The 6,696-nt window shown below is 51.0% G+C and carries 2 protein-coding genes; both read left to right on the top strand.

The annotated features are described in order from the left end of the window. The first annotated feature begins 208 nt into the window (after nucleotides 1-208). Nucleotides 209-529, top strand: coding sequence for a DUF6464 family protein (locus tag QUB51_RS29795; RefSeq protein ID WP_333264482.1), 321 nt, complete (start codon nucleotides 209-211; stop codon nucleotides 527-529). Between the two features lie 1,452 nt (nucleotides 530-1,981). Continuing rightward, nucleotides 1,982-6,696: DUF4347 domain-containing protein (locus tag QUB51_RS29790; protein WP_333393121.1), on the top strand; the 4,715-nt coding region annotated here is incomplete at its 3' end.

Here is a 6,696-nt window from a genome sequence, read left to right as displayed (position 1 = left end):
CGGGCCCGACGCCCATCCCACAATAACAATTAAAATTGTAAGTTATTTAATTCGCCCTCCTCAGCAGCCAGCTAACGGTTAACACAGGGGCGGCCTAGTTTGAGACTTGATCGGGAACTTTTCTTATTTAAAACCGTCTTTTCGGGGAGGGTTTTTTGTTGCCATAGCCTAAATCAAAACAAATATTCTCCACATAAGCTCTGAAAAAGTGCTAACTGCTCTCCTAATTATTTTCATAGGTTTAGCTCCCTCGCTGCTGTCTTTGTGGGTGATGCGCTCGCAATCGATCCAAGCCCGCGACAGAATTGCAGCGGCCAGACTTGCGGTAGCGAATAGACCCATGCGAACTCAACTACCAACTGCCGATCGCACTTACATACAAAGCCTCGGTTATTCGATCGGCGATATCACTTGTGAGTATAACGCCCGCTCTCATTACATTCGCTGCGCTGTCAATCCTTCTGGGCCCTGTCAAGATTGTCGGTACTACCAAGCCCGAACCCTTGACGCTCGCGGTGAAAAGATATAGCTTATATTGGTGCTTGTATCTACGTCTATTTGCGGATGTAATAATCAATGAGTTAAGATGTACTTACGTGTAATGATTATTGGTGAAGCTTGTTTTGGACGACCCACGCCCAAACTCAGCAGTTAAAACCTAATCGAGCATTATTGCTTGGTTACAGTTGCCATAACTGGCGGATTGCGATCGGTGTTTTTCTAGTTGATGACTTACGATCAGAAACCAGGTTTAGATGATAAATTTTGGTTAGACGACGAGAAATCTAGTCATAAATTGGTTTTCCTGTCTCCTGAGCGTAACTCCTGCAGTTAAGAAAATTAGCCAACAAAAATCGTAAATAGCTGAGGCGCACATCTCCAAATCCGTTTCTCCAAAACATCATGAAAAATTCTGCACGAAACATTGTCCCGAGCATTTATCTTAAACAGAAACCAGCTCGAAGACTCGTTTCTTGACAGTTTGAGAATTTGCTTGTGGGGAGCACTAATCTGTTTTTGCGATCGTAGCGAAACAGTCTCAAACCTAGATTGCTATGTCCAGACTCCAAGTCATGAATTTTTAAGAAGCTTCGTCGATACAGGGTATGCCAATTTCAATTGAATCTCATATGTTGCACCATTTTCAAGAATAGGCTTTCTGGCCTGTTCCACAACAAGTGAATTTTCTTATGGGCTGGGCAGGAGAACCCCCCATAGAATGGTTATTGAGAATGGTAAAAGATATCAGTTGAATAACACTTCGGGCACAGTCGCCATAATTATGTGACGGCTATCACTCCCTAATTAATGTGTGGTTGCTATTGTGAACAGGGCTTGCACAGCCAAACCAAAGAAACCGAGTTGTTTACCGGGAGCGAGGGCTGCAAAGAAGTCTTTTCGTCCCTCAAACCAGGTTTATACGTCTAGAAATAGTGAGTTTTATCTGCCAAGTAAAGTGCATTAGACGAGGTACAGAAAAGCTCATCAAGTAAATTCTTGAGAACTCGTGTTCTTATCTACTGCGCGAGGTAAGAGCTGTGTAACAGATACACTCGCGATCCTAAAAGAAAAAAGTCGAAGGCAAAATATCACCCGATAGAGAGATTATTGGGATTTAAACACCAAATCCTCAGTTCTTCTGCCGGCGCTATTTGCAATGCTATTAAATATCCATATAGCACTGCTTTGTGCTGAGTAAAATTGGCTTTTTGCTCTGAATCTCAGTCAAGCAGCAGAGCCTCTTACTCTGCAATTAAGCCTTTTAAATAGGTGATAATAATCATCGGGAAATGGGTATATCATCTACAATTAGTGAGACTATTTTACCATGCAAAGCATCTGCAACAAACCAATTTTTATCGCCCCAAAAATAGGTGAGTCCACCACAAGGATTGGGGGCGCAAAATCCCGAACAACAGTAACTTATCATCAGAAAAAACCAATAAAACAAGTAAAAACAGTAGGGGCAATCCCCCCGTGGTTGCCCCTGTCCCAGAAAATTCGTGGCGGCACGAGAACTGGGCATCCCCACAGAGAATTTTTGCGATCGACTGTAAGGGAAAACTCCCCGTGGTTGCCCCCTCGGACTGTAAAAAATGTACTGTTTCTCGATGCCAGAGTAGAGAACTGCGAGAGCTTGGCAAGAGGAGCAACAGCCGATACAGAGGTATTTGTACTGAACTCGACGGGGGATGGAGTCGAGCAAATTACTAGAATTTTGGCTAATTGCAGCGATTTAGACAGCCTTCAGATAGTTTCTCACGGTCGAGAAGCAGGAGTGCAGCTAGGGTCGATCGAACTCTGCAACGACAACCTACAAACCTACAGCCATTCGTTACAGCAGTGGAGAAAAGCCCTCAGCGAGAGAGGAGATATCTTGTTATTCGGGTGCAGCGTCGCAGCGGGGGAAAGCGGCCAAGCCTTCGTGCGGCAGCTAAGCTTGATGGTCGGTGCAGATATTGCAGCTTCCGACAACTTGACGGGGAGTGCGGCCCTCGGCGGCGACTGGCAATTAAAATTTGCGACAGGGGAAATAAAGGCGAGAATCGCCATTGAAAAAGAAGTCCTCGAAGCCTACCCTTACGCCCTCGGCACATTAGTTAACGAAACTTTCAAAAACTCCACAGTTAGGGGGCCTTGGATTTACGGGGGAAATGACGGGGCACTGTTCGATCCCAGCAGCAACGATCCAGCAGCCGATCAACTTATCCCCGGCATTACCGGAGGCACAGTATCCGGCGTACTTCCGGCTTTGGGCGGTGCAACTCCCGGCGATGGCGCTCTGCGATTAACTCCAGCAGTAAACCTTCGGGAAGCCTTCGTCATCTACAACAACCCCATTCCTTCAACCGACGGTCTCAGAGTCCAGTTTGATTTTTATTCTTACGGTTCAAGGGAGCAAGCTAATGCTCCGCAACCATTTATTAGCCCTCAGCCAGGGGACGGGCTGGGTTTCTTCTTGATTGACGGCACTGTTAGCCCAACAAGGACTGGGGGTTATGGCGGTTCTGTCGCTTACGCTCCACGAACGGGTATACCCGGTATTGAGGGAGGTTATTTAGGCATTGGGCTTGACGAGTTTGGCAATTTTTCAACATCCACAGAAGGGCGGTCGGGTCCTGAGCCACCTCCGATTCCGGGTTCTTCTATTGGTTCTTTCAGACCAGATTCGGTGACTGTTAGAGGAAATCAAGCCAACGGTTATCGGTTTTTAACAAATGCGATCGTTCCCTTCGGCATCGATAACATTCCTACAAGCATTGACTTTAGTGGCCCTGAACCAGGCGCCAGTTTTAACTTCAGCAATACGTTCACGAGCGATCGCAATTTAGCCAAAAGATCCGTTCAAATTACACTGAATCCATCTAACGATCCGGTCAATCCCTCTCGCCTCACCGTGGCCTTCGATGCAAATTTCGACGACATCTACGAAACTACATTGATCGACATCCGCAACTTGGCCACCGAAAACGGCCGGGTACCGCCAATTTTGAAATTTGGTTTTGGCAGTTCCACAGGAAGCGCCAACAACATTCACGAACTTCAAAACCTGGTAGTTGAAACTATCAATCCTCCCAGTATCACCGCTGAGGTTGCCACTATCAAGAGCGGCCCGCAGTTCGTCAAGCCCGGAAGCAGCATTACCTACACGATTACAACTGTAAACAGGGGGCCAGCGCCCGCTACAAATGTCCTGATTCAAGACGAAATACCTTTTGAAATGCTGCGTCCGGGGGGATTGCCGCCGGTTCTCACTGCCTCCAACAATGGCACTTATGTGAACGAAACGAAAGCTGTCACCTGGCCGTTAATTCCGGTTCTCAATGCGGGTGAGACTCTGACTTACACCCTGACTATTGATTTGCCGCCCGGTTTAACCAGCGGTAGCAGTTTTGCCAACGTTGCATTCAGCACTAGCTCGACTTTCGACCCCGATCTGGGCAACAACAGCGGTATACTCGCGCCAGGGCAAATCGAGGGGCCGGGTGTAGTCTTTACCACAGTTGTCGATACAGTCGCAGATTTAGTGACTACCAAAAGTGGCCCTGTGACTACTTCGGCCGGGTCAAGCGTCGCCTACACATTGACTACGACTAACATGGGGCCAGACCCCGCTGCCAATGTGACCGTCACGGACAGCATTATTCCGGGTTTAACAGGAGTCAGCGTATCGGATGGGGGGAGTTACGACCCAGTTTCCGGCATTGTCACCTTCCCAGCATTGACAACCCTGGCAAATGCAGCTACTGCGACCCGCACCGTCAGTTTCATTGCCCCAGCCACCCTTACCGCCATCAGCAACACGGCCCGGAGTAGCGCGGCGACTTTCGATCCGATCGCCACTAACAACAACGGCTGGGCGACCAACAAAGACGGCACTCCCACTAACTCTACGGTTACGACAAGTATTGCGCCCAACGCGGATCTTGTTACCACGAAAACCGGATCTACGAGTGCTACTGCCGGTAGTTCGGTCAGCTATACGATCGCCACAGTCAACTTAGGGCCGAGTCCAGCAGAAGCTGTAACCATCACTGACAGCATAGTTCCGGGGTTAACCGGAGTCACGGCATCTAACGGTGGCGTTTACGATCCAGTGACGGGGATTGTCACCTTTGCGCCCGTGGCAATAGCCCATAAGGAGACAGTCACCCGGACGATCGGCTTCACAGTGCCGCCCACCCTAACTTCCATCAGCAACACGGCCAGAAGTACCTCCATCACTCCCGACTCCACTCCTGCCAACAACAACGGTACAAACCCCAACGCCACCGTCATTACCTCGATCGAGGCTGTGGCCGATATTGTCACCCAAAAAACGGCTCCGGCCAGCATCGAGGTGGGCGACACGCTACTTTATACAATTACTACTACCAACAACGGGCCTAGTCCCGCGACCAACGTAGTCATCACCGACAGCCTAATTCCCGGCTTAACTAATGTCAGGATGTCCGATGGCGGAACCTACAATGCTGCCACAGGGGCGATCGATTTCCCAGCGATCGCGACTTTAGCCAGCGGCAGCAGCGTCACCCGCAGCCTGACTTTTGTACCGCCGTCTACCCTGACGAGCATCACCAACATTGTCTTGAGTCGATCGGACACTTTTGACCCGGACTTGACGAATAACGACGGCTCGACAGTCGCATTGCCCGGTCAGGCGGGGGGGCGAGTCGTTACTGCGATCGAGGCAGCCCGCGCCGACTTGGTTACGTCCAAGAGCGGTCTCACATCTGCTCCTGCGGGTAGTTCCGTGACTTATACTATAACTACCGCCAACAATGGGCCGAATGCTGCTGAAAACGTAGTGATTACAGACAGCATCATTCCCGGTTTAACGGGAGTCAGCGCATCCGATAACGGCACTTACGACCCAGTGACAGGGGTTGTCACCTTCCCAACAATTCGCAGTTTGACTAGCGGCAGCAACATCAACCGCGAGGTAACAGTAGTCATTCCAGCGATCGGCACCATTAGCAATACTTCCCAGAGTCGATCGACCACTTTCGATCCCGACCCCAGCAATAACAACGGTTCCGAGTCCAGAGCCACTGTCACCACCGCCATTTTACTCGCTCCGCCTTCACCCAACAAGCTTCCGTCAGCCGACAGCAGCAATGTGGCGATCGGGCCCAACAGCGTTGTCCAAATTAGCGGGATCGGAGGCAGAGACTCAGACGGCACAGTGGTTGCATTCACCATCAGCACCCTGCCGCCGGCAAATCAAGGCATCCTGTTCTTGGGCGACCCCGCAACCGGAGGAGTCGCCGTCACGGCAGGTCAAACCCTGACAGCCGAGCAAATGACGCAGTTATTCTTCCAGTCGGCCGGCAATTTCACAGGGGCTAACTTTACCTACAGCAGCAGGGACAATCTCGGTGGCATCAGTCCTGCAGCCACCGTTTCTCTGGTCTCACTGGCGTTCAACTACCCGCCGGTACCGACAAACTTCAGCAAGACACTGGCGCCAAACAGCACAGTCAACCTCACAGGGCTCACGGCAAAAGACCTCGACGACTCGATCGAATTCTTCACTATCAACACCCTGCCGGCAGCAAATCAAGGCGTCCTATTCTTGGGCGATCCCAGCCAGGGAATCCGGGTCACGGCAGGCCAAAGACTTAGCGCAACTCAAATCAGCCAGTTATTCTTCCAAGCAACCAGCGAATTCACAGCCACCAACTTTACCTACAGCGCCACAGACAGCCGCGGCGCCATTAGTCCAGCCCCCGCTACAGCCTCCCTGCGAGGACTATTACCTCCCACCGACGGGCCACCCGTCGCCAACAACTCCAGCGTCGCTTTGTTGGTGGAAACAACCGTGAACATCCCCGGACTCGGAGGAACCGACCCAGACGGGACGGTGGTTTCCTTTACCGTAAACACCTTACCACCAGCCAATGAAGGCACGCTGTTCTTGGGTGATCCCAGCCAAGGAGTGCGGGTCACGGCAGGTCAAACCCTGACAGCCGAGCAAATTACCCAGTTGTTTTTCCAGGCGTCCGGCAATTTCACAGGGGCAAACTTCACCTACAGCGCTACAGATAACCTCGGCGCTACCAGTGCGGCAGTCGCCACTGTCTCTCTCATTCCCCTTAAGGAACCGATACCCGTGCCGACACCCGCGCCGATACCGGTGCCGACACCACCAACACCGACACCCGCGCCGATACCGGTGCCGACACCACCAACACC

The organism is Microcoleus sp. AT8-A3 (assembly GCF_036705675.1).
Lineage (GTDB): Bacteria > Cyanobacteriota > Cyanobacteriia > Cyanobacteriales > Microcoleaceae > Microcoleus.
The sequence above is the reverse complement of the archived record's forward strand: the minus strand, read 5'-3'. Positions and strand labels throughout refer to the sequence as shown.